Source organism: Proteiniphilum sp. (genome assembly GCF_034927365.1).
Taxonomy (GTDB): Bacteria; Bacteroidota; Bacteroidia; order Bacteroidales; family Dysgonomonadaceae; genus Proteiniphilum.
Genome location: NZ_JAYFQD010000016.1, coordinates 1 through 23,742 on the forward strand (window position 1 = coordinate 1; position 23,742 = coordinate 23,742).

Annotated in this window: 14 protein-coding genes, 1 tRNA gene and 2 riboswitches; of the genes, 5 read left to right on the plus strand and 10 right to left on the minus strand. The window is 43.8% G+C overall.

Annotated features, from left to right (window positions below; all coding sequences use genetic code 11):
• Nucleotides 1-429: 429 nt before the first annotated feature.
• Nucleotides 430-507: transfer RNA gene (locus VB073_RS12110), tRNA-Val, on the minus strand.
• Between the two features lie 301 nt (nt 508-808).
• Here VB073_RS12110 and purB point away from each other — a divergent pair.
• The 5 genes from purB (at nt 809) to VB073_RS12135 (ending at nt 7,539) form a co-directional block, all read left to right on the plus strand.
• Nucleotides 809-2,146 (plus strand): adenylosuccinate lyase, encoded by a 1,338-nt coding sequence (gene purB, locus VB073_RS12115; RefSeq protein ID WP_323404443.1) that lies wholly within the window; start codon nt 809-811, stop codon nt 2,144-2,146.
• Nucleotides 2,147-2,280: 134 nt separating this feature from the next.
• A complete protein-coding gene (locus tag VB073_RS12120; protein ID WP_323404444.1) occupies nt 2,281-3,528 on the plus strand; it encodes a pseudouridine synthase in 1,248 nt (415 codons plus the stop codon).
• 195 nt (nt 3,529-3,723) lie between these two features.
• Complete coding sequence (gene asnS / locus VB073_RS12125) at nt 3,724-5,121, plus strand: asparagine--tRNA ligase (RefSeq protein ID WP_323404445.1); 1,398 nt, start codon at nt 3,724-3,726, stop codon at nt 5,119-5,121.
• Between the two features lie 73 nt (nt 5,122-5,194).
• Nucleotides 5,195-6,982, plus strand: a complete 1,788-nt coding sequence (gene lepA, locus VB073_RS12130; RefSeq protein ID WP_323404446.1) for a translation elongation factor 4 — start codon at nt 5,195-5,197, stop codon at nt 6,980-6,982.
• Nucleotides 6,983-7,146: 164 nt separating this feature from the next.
• Complete coding sequence (locus VB073_RS12135) at nt 7,147-7,539, plus strand: hypothetical protein (RefSeq protein ID WP_323404447.1); 393 nt, start codon at nt 7,147-7,149, stop codon at nt 7,537-7,539.
• Between the two features lie 134 nt (nt 7,540-7,673).
• On the opposite strand, the gene VB073_RS12140 is transcribed toward VB073_RS12135, so the two are convergent.
• The 9 genes from VB073_RS12140 to VB073_RS12180 form a co-directional block, all read right to left on the minus strand.
• On the minus strand, nt 7,674-8,735 hold the full coding sequence (locus VB073_RS12140) for a DUF5074 domain-containing protein (protein WP_323404448.1): 1,062 nt from the start codon (nt 8,733-8,735) through the stop codon (nt 7,674-7,676).
• A gap of 11 nt (nt 8,736-8,746) precedes the next feature.
• Nucleotides 8,747-10,765, minus strand: a complete 2,019-nt coding sequence (locus VB073_RS12145) for a TonB-dependent receptor plug domain-containing protein (RefSeq protein ID WP_323404449.1) — start codon at nt 10,763-10,765, stop codon at nt 8,747-8,749.
• A 144-nt stretch (nt 10,766-10,909) separates the two neighbouring features.
• Nucleotides 10,910-11,120: riboswitch (cobalamin riboswitch) on the minus strand.
• A gap of 164 nt (nt 11,121-11,284) precedes the next feature.
• Nucleotides 11,285-11,767: an anaerobic ribonucleoside-triphosphate reductase activating protein gene (nrdG, locus tag VB073_RS12150; RefSeq protein WP_323404450.1), complete on the minus strand. Its 483-nt coding sequence runs from the start codon at nt 11,765-11,767 to the stop codon at nt 11,285-11,287.
• Between the two features lie 78 nt (nt 11,768-11,845).
• Nucleotides 11,846-13,963, minus strand: coding sequence for an anaerobic ribonucleoside-triphosphate reductase (nrdD, locus tag VB073_RS12155; protein ID WP_323404451.1), 2,118 nt, complete (start codon nt 13,961-13,963; stop codon nt 11,846-11,848).
• Between the two features lie 167 nt (nt 13,964-14,130).
• A riboswitch (cobalamin riboswitch) is annotated at nt 14,131-14,371 on the minus strand.
• Between the two features lie 224 nt (nt 14,372-14,595).
• The gene (locus VB073_RS12160; protein WP_323404452.1) at nt 14,596-16,836 is read right to left on the minus strand and encodes a hypothetical protein; all 2,241 of its coding nucleotides are present in this window, start codon (nt 16,834-16,836) and stop codon (nt 14,596-14,598) included.
• A gap of 20 nt (nt 16,837-16,856) precedes the next feature.
• Nucleotides 16,857-18,632: a hypothetical protein gene (locus tag VB073_RS12165; RefSeq protein ID WP_323404453.1), complete on the minus strand. Its 1,776-nt coding sequence runs from the start codon at nt 18,630-18,632 to the stop codon at nt 16,857-16,859.
• 20 nt (nt 18,633-18,652) lie between these two features.
• On the minus strand, nt 18,653-20,329 hold the full coding sequence (locus VB073_RS12170; RefSeq protein ID WP_323404454.1) for a PKD-like domain-containing protein: 1,677 nt from the start codon (nt 20,327-20,329) through the stop codon (nt 18,653-18,655).
• An 84-nt stretch (nt 20,330-20,413) separates the two neighbouring features.
• A complete protein-coding gene (locus VB073_RS12175) occupies nt 20,414-21,631 on the minus strand; it encodes a YncE family protein (protein WP_323404455.1) in 1,218 nt (405 codons plus the stop codon).
• Nucleotides 21,628-23,667: a TonB-dependent receptor gene (locus tag VB073_RS12180; RefSeq protein ID WP_323404456.1), complete on the minus strand. Its 2,040-nt coding sequence runs from the start codon at nt 23,665-23,667 to the stop codon at nt 21,628-21,630. Before VB073_RS12180 ends, VB073_RS12175 begins: the two co-directional genes overlap by 4 nt.
• Nucleotides 23,668-23,742: the final 75 nt, after the last annotated feature.

Genomic DNA, 23,742 nt, shown 5'->3' on the forward strand with positions numbered 1-23,742 from the left:
AAACAACTTTGGATTAAACTCAATAGATTCTCCATCAATCGTAATACGGATTGCAATTGTTACTAAACCGTCTTTGTTAGGTCTTGTTTTTCTAATGTAGAACAGAACACGATAGGTACTTTTCATTTTTTCTCCTTTTAATTCGACAAAATTATAGTTTATCGTTAAAGGATTTGTCGCCCTGAAAACGCCAAGTTAGGTCTTTGTAAGACACTTAATTCCAGCTGATTATTTCTCTATTCGTGTACAGAATTTGAGGTTGTTTTTTGCACACGATTTGCACACGAACCCACTGTCTCTTTATGTCTCTTCTTGTCCTACCGTGTCCACTATGTAAAAAGAAAAATCCTGTTAATCTACTGACCAACAGGATCCTTGTCTCTGAATTGAAGTTTCTGTCTTTTGTTGACTTCCACCAATTTTATGTCTTGGTGGGCGTTGACGGATTCGAACCGCCGACCCTCTGCTTGTAAGGCAGATGCTCTGAACCAGCTGAGCTAAACGCCCGAATTTGTTTTGTCATCCTTACCACCTTTGTGGAGGTTGCTTTTCTGAAAAGCGATGCAAAGATAGGTTGTTTTTATTTTCCTGCAAAACTTTTTGCGAATATTTTTTATAAAAATTTTCACGGGTCTATTATTATCGCTATTTTTGTATCATCAAAACGAGGGTATTGAATACATTATCAAAAAGTGGTATTTTTTTCAAGATAACACAGAATTAAAAAGGTTCTGGTGGATGTGTAGAAAAGTGATTTTCCACCATTCATAAATGGATGTTTTCGATAAGCAACACGAGCCAAATTACAATGAACTTAGACCAACTGACAGCCATTTCACCCATCGACGGACGATATAGGGATAAGACCGCAGGTCTGGATGCATTCTTTTCGGAGTATGCACTCATCCGATATCGGGTACATGTGGAGATCGATTATTTTATCTCTCTTTGTGAAGAAGGGATTCTTCCATTCAATAATGAGGCCATCTTCGAACAGCTAAGGAAAGTGTATCTTGATTTCAGTGAAGAGGATGCCCAACAGATCAAAGAGATTGAGAAAACCACCAATCACGATGTAAAGGCGGTGGAATATTTTCTGAAAGAGAAATTTGACGCGCTTCAACTGGCCGATTATAAAGAATTTATTCACTTCGGATTGACATCGCAGGATATCAATAATACCGCCACGCCGATGATGTGGCGTGATGCACTGCAAAAGGTATATATCCCCGAACTGGAAAAACTGGCCTCCCTGATCGACGGGTTGGCAGATGAGTGGAAAGATATTCCCATGCTGGCGCGTACGCACGGGCAGCCTGCCTCACCCACACGACTGGGAAAAGAGATGAAGGTCTTTTCGTACAGGTTGACCGGACAAATTGAAGTACTCAAAAATATTCCGGCAAAAGCGAAATTCGGCGGGGCGACCGGTAACTTCAACGCACACCGGGTGGCTTATCCCCATATCGACTGGAAGCTGTTCGGGAATCGTTTTCTGCAGGAGAAGCTCAACCTGTGCAGGGAAGAGTATACAACACAGATCTCCAATTATGACGCTTTCGCGGCATCATTCGACGCCATGAAGCGTATCCACACTATACTGATTGACTTCACCAGGGATATATGGCAATATATATCGATGGAGTACTTCAAGCAGAAGATCAAAGAAGGAGAAGTCGGTTCTTCGGCCATGCCTCACAAGGTGAACCCGATCGATTTCGAGAATGCTGAAGGAAACCTGGGGATCGCCAACGCGCTGTTGGAATATCTGGCTGCAAAGTTGCCCGTTTCGCGGTTGCAACGCGACCTGACCGACTCGACAGTCATCAGGAATATAGGCATTCCCATGGCACATGGATTAATTGCAATAAAAAGTACAACAAAAGGGCTACTTAAGTTGTTATTAAACAGGGAGACAATAGAACGCGATCTGGAGAATAATTGGGCAGTGGTTGCCGAAGGGATCCAGACCATTCTGAGACGCGAAGGATATCCGAAACCCTATGAAGCATTGAAAGCTTTGACACGAACCAATACGCGTATCACCCGGGAAAGCATTTCGGAATTTATTGACGATTTGGATGTGAGTGAACAGATAAAGCGGGAATTGAAGGAGATCACACCTCAAAATTATACAGGAATTTAAGTGCACAGTAAATAATAATTGGAAGAAATCCAGACCCGGTCATGTTAGCCGGGCGGTAGTAATTCGAAAAAATGCGATTTTAAAAAAGAAAAAACCGTGAGGTTTCATTATGTAAATCAAAAGTAAATGCAACAATGACAACAAACAATGAAGAGTCGCGCCCAAGGCGGAGTTATCACAGCGCGAACAATGAGAGACACGCTTCCTCAAACAGAAATTGGAGTAATGATCGGAGATCATCCCAAGATGGTTATTATTCGGATAGATCATCCTATAACCAGGACAGACCATCGTATAATCAAGACAGGCCATCCTATAATCAGGATAGGCAGTCTTATAATTCAGATAGGTCATCCTATAACCAGGATAGGTCGTACCATCAGGAAAGATCCTCCTACAACCCTAATTACAACAGGGATTCCCGTCAGGACAATTACGGTGGGAATGGCGAAGGAGGCATGAGAAAAAGGCGCCCCCGCGTAGGTGAACGTCCTCAGTCGCCACAAAGGGTTACTGGAGGCGGAGGTTATAATAATAACCGTGGTTGGGGTAACCAGCCGTCAGCCGGACCGGGAAGACCGGGTAAGCCTGCCAAGCCGGTGAAAAAGCTGAAGAAGAAAAAGCCGTTCAAGCAGGTTAAGTACAAAGAAAATGCAGATCCCAATGCACCTATCCGTCTGAACAAATACCTGGCCAATGCCGGAGTATGCTCACGCCGTGAAGCCGATGAGTTCATCCAGGCCGGTGTTGTGAAAGTAAACGGAGAGGTCGTGACGGAACTGGGTACCAAGATCACCCGTGCTGATCAGGTGGTTTTCCACAACCAGCCGATACAGCTCGAGAGCAAAGTGTATGTATTGCTGAACAAGCCGAAAGGTTTCGTCACTACCACCGACGATCCTGAAAACCGCAAGACGGTGATGGAACTGGTAAAAAGCGCCGCATCGGAAAGGATTTATCCGGTGGGACGACTCGACAGGGCTACCACAGGTGTATTGCTGCTGACGAACGACGGCGACCTGGCATCAAAATTAACACATCCGAAGTACGAAAAACGGAAAATCTATCAGGTATGGCTTGATAAGCCGGTAGCGATGGAGCATATGCAGATGATCGCCGACGGTATCGAACTGGAAGATGGTGAGATCCACGCCGATGCGATCAGTTATGTGTCGGAAGAAGACCTCACCCAGGTAGGTATTGAGATCCATTCCGGTAGGAATCGTATTATCCGCCGTATTTTTGAAAAATTAGGCTACAGGGTGATGAAACTCGACAGGGTCTATTTCGCGGGACTGACCAAGAAAAAACTATCACGCGGAAAATGGCGCTATCTTACAGAACAAGAGGTGAATATGCTTCGAATGGGAGCATTTGATTAACGAACGGATTTCCCCAGGCGGGAGAGTTACCGTCGATAACAAATAAAACAACAACAATTCCTGTTCCCGTGCGGTTTCGTGCGGGAACAGGTTGAATATTTATTAGGCCAATTTAATCGTATGAAGGGTAGCATGATCGTTCTTCGAAGAGGTGTGATGAATGCGAATTGCCTGCGATATTGAAGTATATAGTTTATGAAACAACTAAAACGAACAAAAATTTCAGAAGCTTTAAAGCTTACAAATTTCGGTGAAGAAGTCAATGTGAAAGGGTGGGTGCGTACCCGCAGAGGAAACAAGAACGTCGGTTTTGTCGCTCTGAATGACGGATCCACGATTAATAATATTCAGATAGTTATTGATATAGCCAATTTTGATGAAGAATTACTTCGGCCTATTACCACAGGAGCCTGTATCAATGTAAACGGAGAATTGGTGGAGTCGCAGGGACAGGGACAGGCTGTGGAAATACACGCAACTGGGATAGAAGTGTACGGATCAGCCGATCCCGCTGTCTATCCGTTACAAAAGAAAGGACATTCATTGGAGTTCCTGCGTGAAATAGCGCATCTTCGTCCCCGCACTAATACTTTCGGAGCTATTTTCAGGATGAGGCACCATATGTCGTATGCTATCCATAAATATTTCAATGACAAGGGATTTTATTATTTCCATACGCCTATTATCACAGCCTCAGATGCAGAGGGAGCGGGTTCGATGTTCGAGGTATCTACCTTCGATATAGAAAATCCGCCGCGCACACAAGAGGGAAAGGTGGATTTCTCACAGGACTTTTTCGGACGCCAGACTAACCTGACTGTCTCCGGACAGCTTGAAGGAGAGTTGGGAGCTATGGCCCTGGGAGCAATTTATACATTTGGTCCCACCTTCCGTGCTGAGAATTCCAACACCCCCCGCCACCTGGCAGAGTTCTGGATGATTGAACCGGAAGTGGCTTTCTATGATATCCATGACAATATGGATCTGGCGGAAGATTTTTTAAAATATCTTATCCGCTATGCATTGGAGCATTGTAGGGAGGATATCGAGTTTTTGGCCAAGATGTACGATGAAGAACTGGTAGACCGTCTGAATTTCGTGGTGGAAAACGATTTTGTGCGCCTGACCTATACTGAAGGGGTAAAGATACTCGAAGAATCGGGGCAAAAGTTCGAATTTCCCGTACACTGGGGAACGGACCTGCAGTCGGAACATGAACGTTACCTTGTAGAGAAGCATTTCAAACGGCCGGTGATCCTGACCGATTATCCGAGGGAGATCAAATCGTTCTATATGAAGCAGAACGAAGACGGAAAAACCGTACGTGCGATGGATGTACTATTCCCGAAGATTGGTGAAATTATTGGCGGATCGGAACGTGAAGCGGATTATGATAAACTGATGAACAGGATAGAGGAGACCGGCATGCATACCGATCCAATCTGGTGGTACCTCGAAACGCGCAAGTTCGGTACTGCTCCTCACTCGGGTTTTGGCCTTGGGTTTGAACGGCTGATGTTGTTTATTACCGGCATGGCCAATATCCGCGACGTGATCCCGTTCCCCAGAACACCGAATAATGCTGATTTTTAAAGTGAGACGGTGGGAAAGTGGGATAGTGGGAAGGTTTGAATTCCCGAAAAATTTAGAGTAAGAAGAAAGTTAGATGAAGAATATACGCAATTTTTGTATTATTGCACATATAGACCACGGTAAAAGTACGCTGGCCGACCGTCTGCTGGAGTTCACCAAGACCGTAGAGGGAAAGGACCTGCAGGCGCAGGTGCTCGACAATATGGACTTGGAGAGGGAACGGGGCATCACGATCAAAAGCCATGCGATACAGATGGATTATGAATATCAAGGGGAGAAATATACCTTCAACCTGATCGATACGCCGGGGCATGTGGACTTCTCATACGAAGTGTCACGTTCCATTGCCGCCTGTGAAGGCGCTTTGCTGGTGGTCGATGCGGCACAGGGTATCCAGGCGCAGACCATATCGAATGTCTATATGGCCATCGAGCATGACCTGGAGATTATCCCCATCCTCAACAAGATCGACCTGGAGAGTGCCATGCCCGATGAGGTGGAAGATCAGATCGTCCAACTTCTCGGTGTTCCCCGTGAAGATATCATCCGGGCGAGCGGCAAGACAGGGATTGGTATCGAAGAGATCCTCCGTGCGATCATCGAACGGGTACCGGCTCCACAGGGAGATCCCGACGCACCGTTGCAGGCGCTTATCTTCGACTCTGTGTTCAATTCCTTCCGTGGTATCATCGCCTATTATAAGATCGTGAACGGTACCCTGCGGAAAGGAGATATGGTGAAATTCATCAATACAGGCAAAGAGTACGATGCCGACGAGGTGGGTATTCTGCGACTGAATATGATACCGAAAGAGGAGGTAGGCTGTGGCAATGTAGGCTATATCATATCCGGTATCAAGACATCGAAAGAGGTGAAGGTAGGAGATACCATCACCCATGTAAAACAGCCTGCATCGAAGGCAATCGAAGGGTTTGAAGAGGTGAAGCCGATGGTCTTTGCCGGCGTCTATCCCATCGAGAGCGAAGACTTTGAAAATCTCCGTTCATCCCTCGAAAAGTTGCAACTCAACGATGCATCGCTCACTTTCCAGCCCGAATCGTCGGTAGCGCTGGGTTTCGGCTTCCGGTGCGGTTTTCTTGGTCTCCTTCATATGGAGATCGTTCAGGAACGGTTGGAGCGGGAGTTCAATATGGATGTGATCACTACGGTTCCCAATGTTTCCTACAAGGTATACGACAAGAAAGGGAATATGAAAGAGGTGCACAATCCGGGTGGATTACCCGATCTCACGCTGATCGAAAGTATCGAAGAGCCTTTTATCCGTGCATCGGTCATCACCAACACCACCTATATAGGTCCTATCATGACACTCTGTCTCGGGAAGAGGGGAGTGCTGATCAAACAGGAATATGTTTCCGGCGACAGGGTAGAAATCATTTATGATTTGCCGCTCGGCGAGATCGTGATTGATTTCTATGATAAGTTGAAGAGCATTTCCAAGGGATATGCCTCGTTCGATTATCATATCCATGACTATCGCCCATCGAAGCTGGTAAAGCTGGATATATTGCTGAACGGAGAACAGGTGGATGCACTCTCCACGCTGACCCATATCGATAATGCCCAGAGTTTCGGGCGGCGAATGTGTGAGAAATTGAAAGAGCTGATTCCCCGTCAGCAGTTTGATATCGCTATCCAGGCAGCTATCGGGGCGAAGATTATTGCCCGCGAAACAGTGAAGGCTGTTCGGAAAGATGTAACTGCAAAATGCTACGGTGGTGATATCTCCCGTAAGCGTAAACTGCTCGAAAAGCAGAAAGAGGGAAAGAAACGAATGAAACAGGTCGGTAATGTGGAAGTTCCGCAGAAAGCATTCCTGGCAGTACTGAAACTGGATTAATGATTCTAATGTGCCAATGTGCCAATGAGAATAACGAGATTGATAAATCCTAAAAGTCTATAAGTCTTGGTTCTAAAAGTCTATAAATCTTGGTTCTATAAGTCTATAAATCTTGGTTCTATAAGTCTATAAGTCTATGAGTCTTGACTCTAATTTTTGAAATTATGAAAATAAAATTTTTACTTCCGCTATTCTTCCTGTTGGGAAGTGTATCGCTGGCTAACGCACAGTTTGTGAATGAGAAGCGTATCAGCGAATTGGATGCTGATTATATCCGGGTATGGTCGGATTCAGGACCGTTGTTAAGCTCGAAAATCACGGTGAGGGTCGATTATGGACAGGGTGGACGTATTCCCCAGATTACCGATAACCGCCGGAGGGTGGTCTCTTTTAATGGTATGATCGCCGTACTGAATATGTTGAGTAAAGAGGGTTTCGAATTGATAGAGGTGGTACGTGACTCAAAAGATGAGACAGAGATTTTCTATCTGAAACGCAAAGACAACAGTAAAAGGATATCCACTTCTAAAGTGGAAGAGACTTTTTCGGTCGAATAAAAGGAAGCCTTTAACCTCTTTATAAAAAGACTTCCGACTTAAAACAAAAGGTACACCATCGTCTGGGATGCCTTATAAACAAGTGTAAAAAAGCCACGTTATCGCGTGGCTTTTTTATAATACTATGTTGCCGATTATCGGAGAGTGATGACAGCCGTAGGATTGATACCTACCGAGGAGATCCTGTATTGTAACTTTCCTTCCTTATTAAAGCAGTATACTGTGCCCGGTGTGACATAATCGGTTTCGGAGATAAAGAATTCACCCGATTTCTCATCCACGGCAATGCTGTAGGGAAAGCTTGTTATTTTTGTATCGTCCTTTATAAAATTATCGGATTCAACTTTCTCTTCCAGACAATCATATACCGTTACCGTTTTGTCCGTGCCGTTGATGATATAGGCCTTGTTATTATATATCACAAAGCGGCCGGGAGATTTTACCGTACCAATAGTCTTCACTTCTTCGGTCTTACTGTCTATCCGTTTGAATGACGGCGCTTCAGGATTGTCCCCATAGGTTCCCATCAAGGCGATATACACATCACCCTGGCTGTCGACTCCCAGGTTGACCGGGTTTGAGCCGACTTCAATTTTCTTCTCTTCCTTGAAACTTTCTATATCGATGACCGATACCGTGTTGTCATAACTGAATCCGGAATTGGCGACGTATAGCTTGTTATTTTTAATGATGATGTCTTCGGGATTCATGCCTACCTTCACCGAGCCGTCGATTGCAAGGGAGACGGTATCGATACGGGTGACGGTTTGATCATACGAAGTCACGTATACCTTACCTTTATGGGAGACAACCTGCCGGGGTTCCTTTGCTTTTCCATCCTCCTTTTTCATATCAATCTGCCGGATGGATTTGCCGGTAGCCGCATCCAGTACTTCAATGGTGGAAGAGACATTGACAACTACATATATTTTGGAGCCATACTGGATCATATCGTTGCCTGTATCTCCCAGTCCCCTCTTGTTTACCGTCAGGAAATAATCTTTGTCCAGTTTCTTCTCCACCAGATCATACCGGGAAAGGGTACTATTATTCTCATTCCATTTTCCCTCGCTGAGGATCAGCAAGGCTTTCGTCGAACGAATTCCATCATCAATGGGATTATCATCATCGGAACAAGCCGAGATAAACAGCGTCGCGAGAAGCAACATGTACAAAAAGAGTTTTTTTCTATTCATTGTATATACTATTAAAATGTAAAAGATGCATTTATTCTGAAAGAGCGTCCCGGCATGGGGTAATTGCGTACGATTTCGTAATTCTTATCCAACAGGTTCAGCGCCTCCAGTTGCAGGTCGATACTGCCGAAACAGGTGGGGAAATCCCTCGAGACCGATAAGGCATGATCGCTGTATCCTTTCATCCGAAATTCTTTGCCATTGTAGTTATTGGAATATCTCTCACCGCTCCACAACAGCGTGTAGCCTACATCCAACCAAGGCAGTTGCAACACGGCCCGACCCGAGCCGGAATGGCGTGGCGTATAAGCTATCTGGTGCTTGTAGGTACTTTTTGACGGATCGCTCATGTCGAGTGCCGATTGAAATGTATAATTCCCGCCCAAAAATAGCTGAACCTGATCCTTCAGTGAGAAGATCCCCTCCGCGGAGAGATCCATGCCGGTGATGATTACCTTTCCCACGTTTACCATTGTCCATACGTGCAGGTTACTGCCGGGATAAGCCACGATCTTGTTTTTTACCTGATTGCGGTAAGCATCCAAGGTGACGCTAAAACGGGAATCGCTGTTGTTCTCCAATAGTGAAGCATAGGTGATACCGGCATTCAGCTGGTGGGTATCTTCGGGTTTCAGGTCGCGCGTACCTACGGCAGGGTAATAGAGATCGTTGAAAGTGGGCAGACGGAAGCTGTTTTTATAAAAGGCCCGTAGATGCAGATCGGTCTCAGCGAAAGGTTTTACCGAGATACTGAAATAAGGTGACAGCTTGCTCCTGTTGTCGGCTGCTTCACCATTCCGGGCAGATTCGAATGTATGGGTATATAGCAGGTTGGTCGTGGCCATCACCTGTTCACCTATCCATTTGGCCGCCATCACTGATCGTGAAGTGAGTCGGGTAGGGGTAGTAAAATTCTTCCGTTCGGCATGCATCGTGGCGGACGACAAATCGCTTGATGCCGAGAACGAGAGCCGTTCAAAAGCCCTATAAAGAACAGACACTCCTCCATAGGTCTCCTGTTGATTAAAAATATCCTCGTATTTTCCTCCGGCGCCTTGGTAGGCGGGATCGAGATAGCGCAGATAACCCCGGTTATATTTGGCATTGCCTTTCACTATCCATTTCCGGGAGAAGATATGCTCCATGTTTCCCTGGACGAAGAAAGTGCGGTCCCACAACCGCTGCTGCGAGTAATTCTTTGTATTGTAAAAGATGGTGGCACCCGGTAGCCCCCGTTCCGACTGGTAATAATAGGCACGCAGGTCGCCTTTGGTGTTGGCTGAGAAGTCGGCAAAAAGTGCTCCCTCAAGCCGGAGGTTGTCCACATCGGTATTATTCCTTCTTTCCAGGGAGGTGCTGTCACCCTTGTTCCCATAGTGCAACAGGTACGGATATTCGCCTTTCGACGTCAGCCACTCAGCGGCATAAGTGATTGCCAGCCTGTTGCTCAGTCGGATATTGGTGGACAGCGAAGGATTGAACAATCCGAACGAACCTGCTTTGACGGATGCTTTTCCGTTTATCCGTTCACCCTTGTCAAATTGGGGTTTTATGTTCTGGATCACGAGTGAGGAAGCCGAGGCGAAAGCGGTGGCCGGCATAAAGATTTGGTCGTTCTGACCGGTATATAGTGAAACCTGTTCCACGTTATCGAGAGAGAAGCGGCCTATATCGATCTGGCCGGTCTGTACGTTGGTAATAGTCACGCCATTGTAGGTCACTGCCGTATGATGAGCGCCGAGGCTCCGTACCGAGATGGTCTTTAATCCCCCGATACCGCCGTAGTCCTTGATGGTCACGCCCGAGAAATGCTTCACCGCATCCGACAACTGCAACGTGTGCAGGTAGCGGATCTGGTCCCCGGACAATATCTGCACTGGAGCCGAAGAACGGATCTCCCGGTTGTTATACCTCTCCGTGATCATCACTTCCGGTAGCTTCAGAGTGTCGATCGATTCCTGTGCATATACCCCATACGTAGAAACGACAATCGTAAGCAGTAAAAAAACAATCTTCCTATAAATCTTCATCAATACCTGTCGCATGACTCTCAGTCGCAATGATCCTTACCGAATGAGATTTGTTGGTATAATCAATCGACGATAAAAAATCTAAAAGGGGAATATGAAAATTTTCTTCGAATTCTTGTCAAGCTTTATTCCCCGAAAGCTATAAAACATTCTTGGAATTTCGGCAGGTCTTCTGACTTACTCCTGTGTCCGGACGCCTTCCCATTTCTTTTATCGAAACAGTGGCAATTGTGGTATTTGTCCGGCACGCAAGCGGAGCTTACAGCAGCGGGTCTGTTCAGGATTTTCACCTGATTCCCTTTTCATTCAGATAACAAGACTTTGTTATTGGAACACCAAAATTCAGTACAAAGATAGACTATTCTTTTGGATTTTATCCAATAAATTTTCCAAAACAGCCTCCTGTATAAGCGAAAGGCACGCCAATCACTTGGAATGCCTTTCTTGTCAAAATAATAAATTAATGTAGAGAGTTTATATCCCTTTCGGGAATAATTTTTATTTCTGCCCGGTGATATCCTATTGAGTTGAACTTTCGACGGCAGTTTGCATCCGGTATGTAATATCGGTAATATCGCCATTCTCGATCCGGTACAGTCGTTGGTTGGAGGTACTTTTGTTCAATCCTCCGAGCATTTCGACATAGGGGCCGGTTTTCACGAAATCGAAATAAGCCTTGCAGTTGTCGGGTATCCTGTCGTTTCCCGAGTACCATGCCGTTTTTATTTTTCCTCCACAACTTTCCCTGACAAAATACGCCAACTGATATAGTTGACCGGTATCGGCATCGCCACCCATAAAACATAAACAGGTGATTGCCTTCCCGTATGATTGCAGTAGACCGGCCAATGCAGACTCATTCAGCGCTGTACCTATATCCTGCTGCAAGTGGGGGCTGTGGCATCCCTTACAGCTGTATGGGCAGTTTGATAGGTTGATCGCCAGCGTTACTTCATCCGGGATTTCCTGAAAGACAATATCATAATCGACAAATTTCAACATGGAGACAGTTTGTTTGCTGAGGGCTTATCAAAGCCTTTTTTGATGTAAAACCTTTGTTGATGAACAGACTCCGATCCATCAATGAACCACCTTCTCTTTTTCCGATTCCAGTTTCCCGTAATAACGGATGGATGCTTCCGCCTGTCGGGGCATAGAGAAATTACTTACCCGTTTCAGGTAACCGATGATGCGGGTAAGATAATCCAGGTTCTTGGAAGCACATTTCGGGCACTGTTTCAGGTAGCGCTTATCGATATGGCCGCAATCGTTGCATACCGTATTGGGAATATTAAAGGTGAAGTAATTACATCCTTCAGTGGCTGCCACACGCAGCAATTGCCGGTATTGTGATTTCGAGAGATGTTCTTCGAGATTCATGTGGAGGGCCGAACCGCCGGTGAGGTGCTCGATGTAATCACGTCCGTGAAGGCGGAATTTATCAATTACATTGAGTGTGGTGTCTTCCACCCGGTAGAAGTAGCTGTTATAGCAATCGCGCGGAACAGAAAAGCCGTCTTCCTTGTCCCATTTGGCATGTTTCACACCCACGTTCTCGGCAGGAATCATCTCGCAGTTGAACATCAGCTCTTTCGTCCGGTATTTTTTGTTATACCTTTCTATAATACCCAAGATCTCCTGTACAAAATCCACATAACGGAGATTATGGTTAATCTCGATACCCATCGATTCGGCTGCTTCTACCAATCCGTTTATACCGATAGTCAGGTATTGGCGGCTGATATTGATAAATCCGGCATCAAACAGCGGTAGCATCCCCTTCTGCTGGAACATTTTCAGGTTTTCGTTATAGGCGGTTTGTACCTTGTGTGTCAGGTCGACCACCTCTTCGAGGAATACCGTGTAGGATTGTCCCGTACGTTTCGCGAACTGGATGCAACGATTCAGGTTGATGGTCAGCACGCTTTTCGAACCGGTGGAAACGCCTCCGGCACCGAGGGTGTAACTGAAGCCGTTGTCCTGTATCTCATTACGCAGGCGACAGCAGCTCGCCAGTGAATCGGCATTGTCGCTCATATAAGTAAAGAAGGAGTGTCCTTCGGCATACATCTCGGCAGTGAGATCACCATACTCTTTATCCATTACATCATCCTCCCTGGTCAGAAGTGCCATCGTCTCTACCGGAAATGTCAGCACGGTCTTGGTGCGTTCCTTGTTGAACCACTTCATAAAGCGTTTCTGGAGCCAGTTGAGTGATTCCCATTGGGGTGCTGTACCGTCGGGGAACTTAAATTCGCCAAAGATGCTTTCGAAATAGAACCTGTCGTAGTAGGAGATATTCCAGAAGACAGCCTGGAAATTACGTGCGCCCGTCGGCTGGTTGATGGAGTAGACAATCTGTTCGAAACAGTCGTTGATCACCTTGTCGAGGATACGTTGCCGTTTCGAGAGATCCACCACGTCTCCGCTTCTTGTGAAGTAGTCATCGCCATATTCCTTGCGGATAAAGTAATCCAGGTACATCAGGAACTCGGGTGTGGCGCAGGCACCGCTCAGCATGCTTGACACAATAAATACCATATTGACGAACCCGCCACAGAAGGATTTCAGGTTGGTTGGTGGGGTAGAGTTACCGCCGATAGTAAGGGTACCGTTCAGCAACCACGGGTACATGGTGATGCTGGCGCAGTAGTTGGCCAGGCTGGTTTCGTCGTTCTTGTAGATGAAATGCTGGTTCAGCAGGCTGATATATTTGTCCGCCAGTTCCTTCCCGTACATCTCTTTCAGCCGGTCGGTGATCATCCTGCGGTTCAGGTCGATAAAACTTTTCTTGGGTAGTTCACCGATCAACGTGGCAATATTCTTTTTCTCCACATTGGCATTGGCGTCAAATTTACTTCCTGTAGCGGCGTTTTGTGCATCGCAATAGTTTATCAGGAAGTTCAGGTTGTCGCGGATCTCACGGGTCTCGGTATGCTTCTGGCGGTAAAGCATATAAGATTTGGCCACGGCAAAATATTTCTCAGCCATCAATGCTGTTTCTACCTGGTTCTGGATCTCTTCCACACTCATCCCGTCGGAGATATGGAGTCGGGAGAGGATGGAGATGAAGTCATCCTCGGTGGCGAACGCACCTACCGACAGGAATGCTTTTGCGATAGCATTTTCAATTTTTTTAATGGAGAAGGGGACACGTTTACCGTCCCGTTTCACGATTTGTAGCACTAAGTTTCCCATACGAATATATTTTTTCAGTGTTTGAACTATTGTGTCAATACCGATACACTTTTTTCGATACGGGAGATGGTCGCCGGGAATGGACGATGAATTATTCTTCGTGAAGCTGGGTTGGCTTTTGATATAGAAAATCATCCAATTTCGACCCTCTTTTTACCCGAAAGAGATCAAAAAGTGCAGCATCTGGCAGGTCTTCTGACTTACTCTCCTTTTGCGCGTCCTTCCCGGCCATTTGTCACCCCTTTCACAGGAAAGGGTTTAACCAGTGGATATGAGTATTGCGCAAAGGTCCTTGATAAAGCTTACAGCAGCGGGAACTGTTGCCGACTTTCACGGCATTCCCTTTTCATTTTATTCGCAGCCGATTTTTAGTATGTGCGAACAAAAACCAAATGCAAAAACAAAGATAACTTATTCTATAAAATAAAATATAAAGTTTTCCAAAAAAGTTATCAACAATATTTATGATTTGTTTTAAATATCTGTATAATATATAGTTATATTTTATAAAGTGTAATTTACGTTGAAGAAAAAAAAGTGGAGTTTTCCTTTTTGATATTTTCTGTAAAAAATATTGCAAGACAATAGTTGAAACAACGTTTCAACTATTGTCTTGCAATGCCATTATCTTATTAAGGTTTAGTATATTTACCGTCTATCATATCCTGATAAGTAGGATTATACCCATTATTGTTTGTAACCCAATCAGCACCAGTTGCCAATGAACCAATTACATTTTTTAATCCACTATAATCTGTTAAAGCCTGATTGTTCTGAATCTGTATGGATCCTACTTTTATAAGAGCTGACAAGTCATCCAGGTTCTGTAGTTTTGTGTTTTGATATGCTGCTGTACTGTTATACCCTTTAATTGTAAACTTCCCATCCACACGGGTTAATTTGGGCATACCTATCTTTTCAAGGGAATAAGCGCCATACCCTGTAGGCATAGTGAAATTTCCCGACACTGTTTCAATTGCCGGCAATTCGTTATCCCATGTAGAACCGTTGCCCAAAATTTCTCCTGCCGATGTAAGGGCAGGTAGTTTAGTAGGAAATGATAGTTTCAATTGTCCGGTAACTTCTTTAAGATCTGGCAAGGTAAGTGTAGATGCCCCATGATACAAATCAGCATTCCCGCTCACTTTCTTCACACCCGTACATACAATATCCAATCCATAAGCCCCGTTACTCCAGAATCTTAATGATTTCACTTCATCCACACCCGTACACTCCACTTTTTTACAAGCCTCTATATATAATTCGTCCAAAGTAGAACCATCTCCTATAAGTTCGATTTCCTGTTGTTGCATATATTCCAATACAACATTTTTTACTTGTAAATTGCGGATATCCAGTTTTTCCAACGGCATTTGCCAAATTTCTATTTTGGATACATTTTTCAGGGAAGCAGGAAAAGTATTCGTATCAATATTTGCCATGCTTACATTTCTCATATACAGAATATTAACAGATTCCAGAGACGACAAACCTGTAAGATCTTTCAGTTTTGTGAAACCTAGTATTTCTAATCTTTCTACATTCGTCAAAGAATTCAAGCCAGAAAATCCGGATATTTTATCATTCCCATTAATAGACAGGGTTTTCCCCACTGATGCCAATTTCTCAAAACCCACCAAGGCCTCGGCATCCTTGCTGGCAGTAATGCTCATTGCACCGTCAACCTTAGTTAAGGCTCCCAATTGTAAATTATTGGCATTTGTAGGTAAATATACATCACTTGTTACTTCTTCCAACGAGGATAAATTTACATCTCCCGTCAACGAATAAATATATACCCTGCCTGTTGATAAACGTAATGAACCAAAATCTACAGACTCTGTGCTTGAAGCTGAAATATCCAATCCACCACATATTTCCAATAACGGAGCATTGATTGTTTTCAATGTAGCTGTTGAGCCTATATAAAAACGGTCTACCATCTTTGTTAAAGCGGGGAAATTCATCTCAGCCAGGATTTTGTTATCTGCAAACACTAAAGCATACATCTCTTTGAGCGAGGGCATATCCAGCTTTTTGAGATTTTTGGAATACCACACTCTGAATTCTCCTCCAATAGTCTTTAGAACAGGAGTTTTGAATGTATAAACCGAATCCACATTACAAGAAAGAGCTCCCCCTACAAACTCCAATAAAGGCAGGTCTATTATCTTGGCAGATGGGGCATTCAGGCTCAAGTCATTATTTACTTTTTTGAGAGACGGTAATGAAATCTGCTTCAAGCTGTCCATTTTATAGCTACGGTTGGTTCCGATACTAACTGAAGCCGCATTCTCAAGATTTTCCAATCCCTCCAGACTATTACCTCCAAAATAGGAACCGATATTTAAATTATATTTTACCGATGTCAAATGACTTAAGGATTTAAGCGATTTGATGGTATCGTCTACCACAGATGTACCGATATTCAACACTCCATCTACCATAGATACTCCCGATATGGCAAATTCTTCCACATCGGCTTGTGTCAATAAAGTTACATTCCCTTTAAAATTCAAATCCTGTTTTATGACAGTATATTTATATGTTTTTTGTGTACCGTTAAATGCTTTCACCGTAAATTCCATATCCTTTTCCCAATTGGTGACGGAAACAGGATCGGGAGTCACCGTCGCATTTTCGCTCACGGTTATTCGGGGTACAACCCCTGCCAGTGAGACGTTTTTCGAGACATAGATGATAATACTGTCTGCCGTGATTGTTGCATAATACTTTGCACCTCCTTGTTGTTCCAGCGCAAATGATGCAATAATGTTGTCGGAACCCTGAAAATCGGTGTCTTCTTCACTACATGCTGCCATTATAAAACCAACAAGTATGGCAAAAAGGGCTATTTTAAATTTATTCATCATATTTATTTTTAACCTGTTTCTTATTGATTAGTCCATTTTCCATTCAGTAAATCCTGATAAGTGGGATTATAAGCGTTACCCGTGGCTCTCCAGTTTTTATCGGTGATAGAATGAATGACATTTTTTAAACCGGTGTAATCCACTAATTTTTTCAGATTGGTCACCGCTATTGACTGTGCCGACTTGAGTGAAGAAAACATATTCAGATGTGTAAGCCCGTCATTGCTTCCCGATACGGAGAGCGCTCCACCTACGGTTTCCAGCTTAGCAAAGGTCACATGACTATCCGTCGTATCTTGAGCATAATAGCACTGAAACGTTAAACTTCCTGTTATTTTCTTTAAATCAGGGAAAAGCATTTTCTCATAATGCTGTACATACACATTACCGTTTACCTGCTCCAATCCCGCACACTCCAAATAGGGCGCCGATGTATAAGATGTGATTGCTCCTATCTCTTTTATCCCGGTTATTTTACAAGACAAGGCTGTACCGCTCAGATATAAGGTACCGGTCATCTTACCGGTTCCTTTTATTGAAATAGATTGGAAATCGGAAAGAGTCAAACCGCCTATTTCGGAAGCACCTAAATCCAACGTTTTTAAATTCGTTGGTTTTGATAACGAAAAATTCTGAGCTTTTTTCAATACGGGAAAAGCCAATTCGTTGATATTCTCAATTCCTGACAGCGTTATGTTGGCTGCTGTTTGCAGCAGGGAGAAATCCAACTCTTTTATTTTCAGGTTTGTAAAACTGATATTGCCCGTTTCTTCGAGTTTGGACATGTTCAATTTCACAAGATTACTTCCGGAAAGTGAAATGTTGCCTACTGTTTTTAATTTTGGCAGGTCGAGTGCCAACATATTATTATTGCTAATATTTATTGCACCCGTAACTTTTTGTAGCATCGGGAACCCCATGTTATAGGTGTAAAACGATAATGTCAAACTTCCTGCTTCCTCCAATTTTGGCAAAGTAAACATACTGATAAGGAAATTGGTGTTGTTTATTGTCAATGTACCGTCCACTTTTTTCAGGTTAGGGAAAGCCAGTGTGCAATACATCTGGGAGAGGTTACCAACTGTAAAATCTTTACCTACGATTTCCAAATTAGGGACTTCCAACTCATATACTGAACCGAAATTTGCAGAAAGATTAATTCTTTTCAGATTGGGCAGCACAATTTGAGTAATCTTATTCGAACTGTTTCTTTTAATACTTCCAACCTCTTCAAGGTTTTCCAACGTTAAATTCTCTCCATTATAACAGGAATTTATTGTGATATCATAATCAACTTTTTTTAGATTTCTAAAACCTTCTGTGGATGATATGGAATCCTGTCCCGACAAATTTCCAATGATCAAATTACCGGATATAACTGTAATACCCGAACCGGCAAAAGCATCCACTTCTTCCTGAGTTCTTAATACCACATCACCCGAATGATTGACTTCCCCGATTTTGGGAATATAGCGGTAAGTACGGCGGGTACCATTGTAAGACGTTACTACAAACTGCTGTTCTTCCAGCCAATTGCCGACTTCTTGCGGATTGGGAAAGATTTTAGCATTCTCACTTAACTCAATAGTTGCTTCCATGCCCTGGCTGTACACTCCGTTTTTAAAGTATACAATAACGCTGTCGCCTTCAAAAACACCGAAATATTTATCGTTTCCCTGTGTTATGGTAAACTGTTTTATGTAATTATCCGTACCTGAGAAGAGGTTGTCGTCTTCACTGCAAGCAAAAAAGCAAACAGTCAGGAGTATTATTAAAAGATGTTTTATTATTTTCATTTCTTACTTCATTTTAGCTGTTACTTATTTTTTAAATGTAAGTCGAAAGCCGCACTTGTCTCAGTGGAAACCTCCCCAAGAATTTTGGCATCTACATTCATTCCGGTATGGACTTTCACAAAGTCGATGTATTTCAGGTTTGCCGGCGTACCGTCGGCCTGTACCGCATCCTCGATATAAAAACCGGTTCGGGAGTTGACATTATCCACATATCCCCAATCGTATCCCGGATTCGTAATGATTCCACCTTCGTTCATGGTTGACTGCAAACAAGTACCGACGAATGTAACCCGGTCTCCCGGAACAAAATTGGGATATTTGGTGATACCTCCACTCAATGCGGAACCGGCTCCTGTATTACCCAGGTTATCCACCCAGAATATTTCGTTGCCTTTAGGACGGAAATAGGTGAGCGCATAACGGGCTATATGTTGTTTTGTACCGTACACGCTTCCTTTGAGTTCGTACCACATATCGTCGGGCAATCCATTACCGTTTTCGTCCTGCATAACATATATAATTCCCGGCTCACTCCATCCCACGAAAGCGTTTCCATTAATTTCAAGGTCGGCAACATCAGGAACATTATCCACGCTGTGGTCGAATCCCATAATCACGTATCCGCCAAATGCACCGAGCGAAAAACACCAACCGCCGGTATTCACTTTGATAGCATCAGTTGCTTTTTGTGTCTGTTGAACCTCAGTAGTTCCCACAGTAATCGATACAAATTGTCCCGGTGCCTGCACAAAACCGAAAGATTGATTGGTTACTACCATGCTCGTCGCTGTAGCCGGACGATAATAGGCACCTTCGGGCTTAACACACTCCACGTCAACTTCACCGCTTACAATTTTTTCCCCATCGGTTGCAGTGACCTTTATCTTGTATGTTTTTTGTTCAGCAGGTTTGAAAGTAAATATATCTTTTGTAACACCCGATTGTACGGCTCCGTCAACACTCCATTGATAAGTGGCTTTATCGCTTATGATCACCTTTACGGGAGCTAATACCAAACTGCGTCCGAAGGGCACGCTAAGGCGAACCTTGCGGTTTTCCGCAGTACGGTATTTTCCGTCATCGAAAAAGAGTGCCGGTTCGGGTTTTATTAACAAGACAACACTGGTAGCCGCCATCACAATACCGTCTTCGTTGGTTGCCGATAAAATCAGCTGATAGCTGGCAACTTCATTTTGATTGAATTTCAAAACAGGATCTTTTCCTATCACTTTACCGTTTAACAACCACTCGTAAGTTACACCTTCGGGATTTTCTATTTCAGGTGCTATTTCCACATCTTCATTCACAAAACCGGCAAAAGATTGCTTTAAATTAATCTGAGGCGGCAGTTTATCGAGGACAGAAATTTTCACTTGCTTTTCGTCAAATCCATTCTCGGCATCGACACGAAAAGTGATAAAATACTCTCCTTGTTTGTCTGTTGAAAATTCATACGTTTTATCCGTTGAGATAATTTTGCCGTCTAATTTCCATGAATAAACGGGATTAACAGCATTTTCAACAACAGGCTCCAGTGTAATTGATTTACCGGCCTTTACTTTGTATTCTCCAGTTTCGGAGGAGAATGAGACCTGCGGTTTTACCAGTTCGGCAGGATCATCATCCGAACAGGAGAAAAAGGCAGTGAGGCATACGAAAAGCCACAATACATTTCTTAATTTGAAAAAATAGTTCATAAACTGATTTATTTTATTGATAGATAAATACTTTCTTAAAGTAATATGATTTAATATGTAGCAATAGTGACAAAAAGGATTGAATTAATCCAATACCAGGCTTGTTAGTCGTTTTTTGGTAAATGCCATACTTGAGGGTATATCTCCCGTCACCACCGACCATTTACGTTTACCATTCCGGTCGAAACAATACAATACGCCCGGACTGACATAATCTCTCGCGTCGGTTATGTATATATCCCATGTTTCAGGATGGATGGCAAGACCATAAGGAACAACGATCTGCTTATCGGTTCCATCGGTAATAAAGTTGCGGGATACCACGGTTTGGGTTTTCGTATTGACAATGGCGTAGGTAATGGTATTCTTCTGTGTTATATGGCTCCATTCCACGCTGTACATATAGATGGAATCACCCATTGCCGTCATTTCGGAGCAGGGCAGGTTCATCACCTTGCTGACCAGATCGTTTTTGCCGATAATATAAGTGTTGGAAGAGATGGTCTTGTAATCACCGCGCGAACTGGCATAGATATTGCCGTCGCTGTCTAATTCGAGGCGATGGAGATTGATGCCGACAGTTATCTTCTTTATTTCCTCGAATCTATCCAGATCTATCGCCGATACCGTATTGTCGTAATTAGGAACACGATAGCCTCCCGAATTGGCTACATAAAGCTTGTTATCCCTGATTACCATCTCTTCGGGTTGATATCCTACGGTCACTCTTCCGACTTCCCGCATGGTGGTCGTATCGATCTTTACAACACAACCAAGTGGCGCATCCGGTTCGATCTTTACCGGACCATTATATGAGCTCACATAGGCATATCCCTTGTCAAAAGTAATATAACGGCAGTTGGGAATGGTCAATGAATTGACATGTCTCGCCGTGTTGACATCCATCACTTCCACATATCCGGAAACATTGATGACTGCATAGAGTTTACTCCCGTAAATCTGAATATCGTTGCCAACGTCTCCCAATTCATGGGCAATATTTGGATTAAGATAGGGATAGATGTTCTGGCAATACTTACCGGTTTTCCGGTCGAAATAATCAATGGAGGCTTTGTTGGATCCCATATTGGCTTCATTCAGTAAGAAGAAACCTTTGATTCGATCATTTCCGACAATATTCGGATCTCCTTCTGTAACGGTCGAATCATTCTCCGGTACAACCGGTTCAAGAGGTGTTATAACCGGCGGGAGTATTTGTTCCTCTTCTCCACGGCAGGAAGCAAAGAGAACTGTCCCGACAATCAGCAACAGGAATAAAAATTTGAATGTATTCTGCGTCATATCGTAATATTGAATATAAATTTCACATTTGTCCCCGGCATCGGATAGTTCAACACCACATCGTATGCCTGATTAAAGAGGTTGTTCACTTCCAGTGTCGCTTTCATAGCTGCATTATTCCATCGGAATGATCTTCCAAACCCTAAATCACTTGTATACCAGGGTTGTAATCCATTGCGCGGGATATTGGCGCTCCCGGTAAACCGTTCTCCGGTATAAATAAAACTATAGGTCAGGCTCCAAAATCGGTAAGTTGAGCTTATAATTGCCGATCCGCTATGTGTCGGGATATAAGCGATTTGCCCCTTATAGGTGATTGTGTCACTCTCTACACTTATTGGTGTGTAATCCTGCGCTTTCTGCCATGTATATGTCAGTTGCGTATCAACAGTCAGGTCTTTACTAAGCCTGTTTGTTGTCGAGAGTGATATATCTGTTCCTTTTATCTTTACGAATCCCACATTCATCATCGTCCACCGGAAATTCACCCCGCCGGGTACGGCCAGCAGTTTATCGGTCACCTCATTATAATAGGTGTCCACCTGTCCTTGCAGATAAAATGATGGGGTAATATTTTTAGAATATACCATGCCGACATTGTATTGTTTCGTGAATTCCGGTTTCAGGTAGGATGAAAGGCTTCCCATATATGCCAAATGCATCTCTGCAAATGTCGGCATCCGGAATATATCCTTATAAAAAGCCCTCAGGAAAAGTTCATTATCTTCAAACGGTTGCCATGAAGCCATCACGGTAGGCGTTATTTTTCTCCAGTCCCGCTGAATATCCTGTTTATGTTCGCGGGTCGTTTCATGTACAAGATTTCCTAAAAGACTTGCCTGTATTTGCAATCTGCGAAGATCAAATGAAGTGGCTGCCGCGATCCAACCCGACCACCGTTGCGGATAGATAAATTCAGTTATATCCGAATTCATTTTATTCCATTGAAAATCTGCAGAGGTATTGGCTGTCCAGAAGGATAGAATTTCGAACAGATTGGCCGACGAGATATAAAAATCATGCAGCGTATACTTGTTGCGCAGCTTTTGTATCAAGGTATCGGATTCATAATAAAGGTAATCGTAGGCGTACTTTCCCGATAATTTGGCCGAATAGAAGTCGGTGATACGTTTTCTTACGGATGTTTGCAAGAAGATATTCCGGTCTTTTTGGCGGTCTTCATGTTTGAACCGTCCCGGTTCTTCCTTGACGATAGCACCCGGATATCCCCGTTCCGAAGTATAAAAATAGAGACGGGTTTTCCATTCTCCATCCTTTATCTTACCGAAAAGTGCCTGTTCCAACCTGAACAATTGGATATCACCATTTTGCCGGACAGCGGTTGTGTCATATCCGCCCCAGTCATCTGATTTATTGTCTACTTTATATCTGAATTTGTATTTTCCCGAAGAGTTGGTATAATCCAGATTAAGTGAAGAGGATACTTTATTCGAAAGTTTTTGTTCTAAATAAATTGAAGGGTTAATTAGACCAAAAGATCCCGTTTTGAAGGTAAATTTGAGATTCCGGTTTTTTTTACTTTCGAATGCAGGGATTCTGGTATCCATATAGATAGAGCTGGCAGAGGCATAATCTTTGGCCGGCTGAAATATGGCACTTTTCTGACCGTTATAAAGTGAAACGGCTTCGATGTTATCAAGGGAATAGCGACCCAAATCAACTACGCCGTTTTGCGGGTTGTCAATCTCTATGCCGTCATAGAATACCCCTACATGCTGGCTTCCCATACTTCTCACATTCACTGTCTTGAGTCCACCGATCCCTCCGTAATCCTTGAGTTGCACACCTGAGAAATAACGCAGTGCATCGGCTACCGAGTGGGCGCTCAGATTCTCCAGGAGTTGCCCCGAAAGGGTTTGTACCGGAATCACATCCATTTGAATCCGTCGTGCCGACACGACGAATTCTTCCAACGAATAGGTGGTAATGGAGTCGGTATCTTGCCCGGCGACCGGATTGAACGCAAAAAGAACAATGGCAACAAAACCGATTCTGACTATAGTGAAAAACTTCATTTCGCCGATTATTATTTGCTAATAAACAGCTTTGCGCGAAAAGTGCACACATGAAGAGGTTACATTCTTCCGGAA